The sequence below is a fragment of the Sulfuricurvum sp. genome (assembly GCF_049305995.1).
Taxonomy (GTDB): domain Bacteria; phylum Campylobacterota; class Campylobacteria; order Campylobacterales; family Sulfurimonadaceae; genus Sulfuricurvum.
On sequence record NZ_JBAQPS010000343.1, the window covers coordinates 1 to 4845 of the forward strand.

Sequence of the window (4845 nt, forward strand, 5' to 3'; positions counted from 1 at the left end):
GCTCATCTTGATCGAATGAAGATTGGAAAAAGCGATATCCTTGATAATCGAGGATATGGTTCATGTAGATGCGAAAATCAAATTTTGCTTGATTGAGCGGATCAATCACACTCACCTCACTCGCATATGAGGCAGGTGACATCGATCCTGGATAACGCTCTAGCTCAAAATCACGTAAGCCAATAGCAAACGGTAGCTTACGCTCGATAGAACCGTAAGATGCTTCAACGCTAATATCACCTAACACAACTTTTTTGGCTTCACCAACCTCTCCTGCTGAACCCAACACAACAGCAGTTTCTTTTATATATCCGCTGATAAAACCAAGAGTTAGGGCATCCTGAGAAGCTTGCTGCATCATAGGCCCTTTTTTCGAAGATGAAACCAGTTTCATCGATGCTTTAGGGATGAAATCACGGAGAACAAATCCGCTTTGTGCACTTTGGAACAGTGTACGCTTCGTCATCTCATGTTTTCCAGAGGCAATCGTCGATGTTTTTTGGGTATCCATGCTCAGCGTTGCGAGAGTGGCAGGTGTACTCAAATACGGTTTATCACCCTCAACACTCAAAGCAATAATCGGTTTATCAAACGTTTTGTTCGAATCAAAATCGATTACAACATCATTGGCTTCGATAAATTCACCCTGTTTAAGAGAAACCTGTTGTGCCCCTTGTGCTCCGGTAACCATGAGATTAAAGAGTGGCTCACCTTTTGGATCAGCAACCGCTTCATACGTCGCATCTCCCATGTAGCTATCCAGTTTCACATGAATCTGCTCTCCCTCAACCTCCAACGTTCGCTCAAAATGGTTCGAAGAGCGTTTAGAGAGAAATAGAGTCTCTTTAAAGTCATACGTTTTATCACCCTTGATTACTTTTAATGAAACATAAGGCTCAGCACTAATAATCACATCACTGCTCGATCCCTCACGGATATGCATCATTCCCTCAAATCCCATGTAACGTGTTACCGTTGCACCGACGAGGATAATCAAAAAGGCTATGTGGAAAATAAAGACAAGCCATTTACCGCGACGTGCCATGTTAAAATTGATAATATTGAGCGTCAGATTGATCGCCAATAAAGCCAATAGAATTTCAAACCAACGGGCATTGTAAATATCCGCTTTGGCAGTCATCGAGCCGTAATCGTTTTCGATAAATGTCGCATAGCCGATAGCAACAGCGAAAACGAGCATAAGAGCTGCCATGGTTTTCATGGAGCCTAAAAGGGAGAGAACTTTGTTCATGGATTACCTATGTGAAAAATATTTGGTATTGTAGTGGGTATAGGGTAAATATTTGTTAATTTAGTATTAACAATTACACCCCTTCAAGAATCATTGCTTCTGCTATACGTTGAGAAATCAAATCTACTCATTTCTCAAAACAGTTAAAATATCGACATCTGATGCTTTTTTTGCCGGATACCATGCTGATAGCAATACAATTATAAATGCACCAATAATAATCGAGAAAAAATCAATTATGCTTAAATCTAATGGCAAAGTTGATGTCGGGTAAACATCTACCGGCAAAGAGATAATTTCGAATGTTCCAAGAACCCAAATCCCTAATAAACCTAATATTACACCTGTTCCAATTCCTAAAATACCAATTACAATTCCAAGGATTAAAAATATTTTTTTTATCTCTTGTTTCGAAGCACCTAATGATATCAAAAGTGCTATTTCACTTCGTCGATTCATCACTGTCATAAGCAACGATGAAATAATATTAATGGCTGCAATCAAAATAATAAGCATGAGGACAATAAAAAGGGACATTTTTTCCATTTTAAGTGCGGCAAAAAAGTTACCGTTATCCTCCCACCATCCTCGAATCGCTACACTTTTTGGTAATACAGCCGCAATACGGTGAATATCAGTTTCTGGATTGGCAGAATGGATATGAATACCGTCATAAAGATTTTTTTCTATCCCTAAAATACGTTGTAGCGCATCAAGTGACGTATAAGAAAATCCTTTATCATAGGCACTCAATCCGGAATCAAATGTAGAAATAACGGAAAAACGTTTAATTTTCGGTGCTAAAACCAATCCTCCCGGTTCCATCTGGGTAAAAATATACGTTAGCTTCTCACCCTCTCGAAGTGTAAATTGTTCTTTCAAGGTTTCCCCAACCATCACTTCAAACCCTTGAGGGATACCTTTCTTAAGTCCTATAGCCACTATGGAATTAACTTTTGCTTCTTGAGTAAAATCAACACCAAAAAGATATCCACCTTCCATTTGATCTCCACTACGGGAAAGAACTGCGGTAGTAATATAAGGACTAAAGGAAAGATCCGGAAATGTGACGCGGAGTTGATCAACAAGGGCCGTATTAACGGTTCCATAAAATTTAGGCTGAATAGTGAGCGGATAGTTCATAACGGTCAGTTTCTTTTTAAACTCATTATCAAACCCATTCATCAAAGCCATTGCAATAATAAGAACCATCACTCCCAATGCAATTCCAGAAAATGCAAGGAGTGCGGAGAGAAAAATAAAAGGTTGCTCTTTATCAAAACGTAAAAAGCGTTTGACGAGGTAAGAGACAATATTCAAGAGGCGAATACCCCTTTTTTAGGTCCGCTTTTTCCGCAACAGTTTTTGTATTTCAAACCGCTTCCGCACGGACAATCATCATTACGGGAAACTTTTTTATCATCATTAGCCTGTTCACCCTGATTGAGAGACATTTGATACGCTTCTTGCTTTTTCTCAAGTTCCATTTGGCGAGCAAACGCTTCTGCCTCGTCTTCGGCACTATCCACTCGAAATTGAATAATATGAAGGGTTTTGATCGTATCGTATTTGATCGTCTCCACCAGTTCGGCAAAAAGGTTATAGCTCTCTTTTTTATACTCAACTAATGGATCTTTCTGATTGTAAGCACGAAGACGGATACCAGTTTTCATACTGTCCATTTGATAAAGGTGTTCACGCCATGCGGTATCAAGTGTTTTAAGATAGATTTCACGTTCAATATCACTACGAACTTTTGGATCGACCACCGACATTTTATCATTATACTCACTACTCAAAAGCAATAACATTTGAGTGCGAATAGCACTATACTCTTTTTCACTGAATGCGGACGAATCTATCTGTGTATTAAGTTCTTCTTTGAGAGTCATGACAAGCCGTTCAATATCAATCTCTTCTTCGGGAATTCCCTCGAAAATTCCGCAGATCATTAACGTTCGATCAATATATTCAGAACGAATTGTATCGATTTTATCTCCAACATTGAATTCAGGGTCTAAAAGTTCGCCACGAAATTTGTAAACAATTTTACGCTGTTCATTGGCGACATCATCATATTCAACGATATGTTTACGCCCTTCAAAGTGCATATTTTCCACTTTTTTCTGCGCTTTTTCAACAGCGCGTGTTACCATCGCCGATTCGATATACTCACCGTCTTCGACACCCAAACGTTCCATAATCGATTTAATTTTATCCGAACCAAAAATACGAAGCAAGTTATCTTCGAGAGAAAGATAAAACTGGCTTGTCCCGGGATCACCCTGACGTCCTGCACGCCCACGAAGTTGATTATCGATACGGCGGTTTTCATGACGTTCAGTCCCGAGGATATATAGACCACCTAGTCCTTTAATCTCATCATTTACTTTGATATCAACACCGCGCCCTGCCATGTTGGTTGCAATCGTAATTGCCCCTTTAGCACCCGCGTTTTTAATGATTTCACCCTCTTGTGCATGATTTTTCGCGTTAAGCACAGTATGGGGGATTTTTTGGACTTTAAGAAGTTCATGGAGCTTTTCAGATTTTTCTATCGATGCTGTTCCGATCAAAATCGGCTGCCCCTTCACACTAAGTTCTTGTATTTTTCTGATAACGGCGGCAAATTTTTCTGCTTCGGTTTTGTAAATCAAATCATTGAGGTCTTGACGGATAACAGGGACATTGGTCGGAATAGAGATAACATCAAGATTATAAATTTGTGCAAATTCAGTTGCTTCAGTCTGTGCGGTACCTGTCATACCACCGATTTTTTTATACAAACGAAAGTAATTTTGGTAGGTAATATCGGCGAGTGTTTGAGTCTCTTCTTTAATCACTACCCCCTCTTTTGCTTCTAACGCCTGATGAAGTCCCTCTGAATATCGACGCCCTTCACTCAAACGTCCGGTAAATTCATCGACAATGATAACTTGCTCATCTTGGAGTACATAATCAACATCACGTTCGAATACATTATTCGCCTTAAGTGCTTGATCAAGATGATGCGATAACGTTGAATTTTCAATACTGTAAAGATTATCAACACCAAAAAGTTCTTCAGCTCGTGCAATCCCCTCTTCAGTAATCAAAACCAAACGATCTTTTTCATCGACACTAAAATGTTCATCTCTTACCAATGTTTTAGCGACCTGATCGGCACGAACATAGTTCTCTAGCGTACGGTTGGTTGGACCTGAAATAATCAGCGGAGTACGCGCTTCATCGATTAAAATCGAATCCACTTCATCGACGATAACATAAAAATGTCCGCGTTGAACCATATGCTCTTTAGAGTACGTCATATTGTCACGAAGATAATCAAATCCGAATTCATTGTTCGTACCGTAGGTGATATCACACCCATATTGCTCCCGTTTTGATGCGGGGTTGTAACCGCTCTCTACCAAGATTCCGGTGGTGTATCCCAAAAAGCCATAAAGCTCTGACATTTGTGAACCATCACGCTGAGCCAAATAATCATTAACCGTAACGACGTGAACCCCGTTGCCGCTCATAGCGTTCAATACTACCGCCAATGTCGCAACAAGAGTTTTCCCCTCCCCTGTTTTCATCTCAGCGATACGCCC

3 protein-coding genes are annotated in these 4845 nt (G+C 40.0%); all 3 read right to left on the minus strand.

Translation table 11 applies throughout. The features are described 5' to 3' along the window. Positions 1–1252, minus strand: a 1252-nt coding sequence (locus tag WA010_RS11625; protein ID WP_422557279.1) for a cytochrome c biogenesis protein ResB, incomplete at its 3' end; no start/stop codon positions are given. Positions 1253–1375: 123 nt separating this feature from the next. Continuing rightward, entirely contained in the window at positions 1376–2572 is a 1197-nt protein-coding gene (locus WA010_RS11630; protein ID WP_422557280.1) for an ABC transporter permease, read from the minus strand. Next, positions 2569–4845, minus strand: a 2277-nt coding sequence (gene secA, locus WA010_RS11635; protein ID WP_422557281.1) for a preprotein translocase subunit SecA, incomplete at its 5' end; no start/stop codon positions are given. The genes secA and WA010_RS11630, both read right to left, overlap by 4 nt.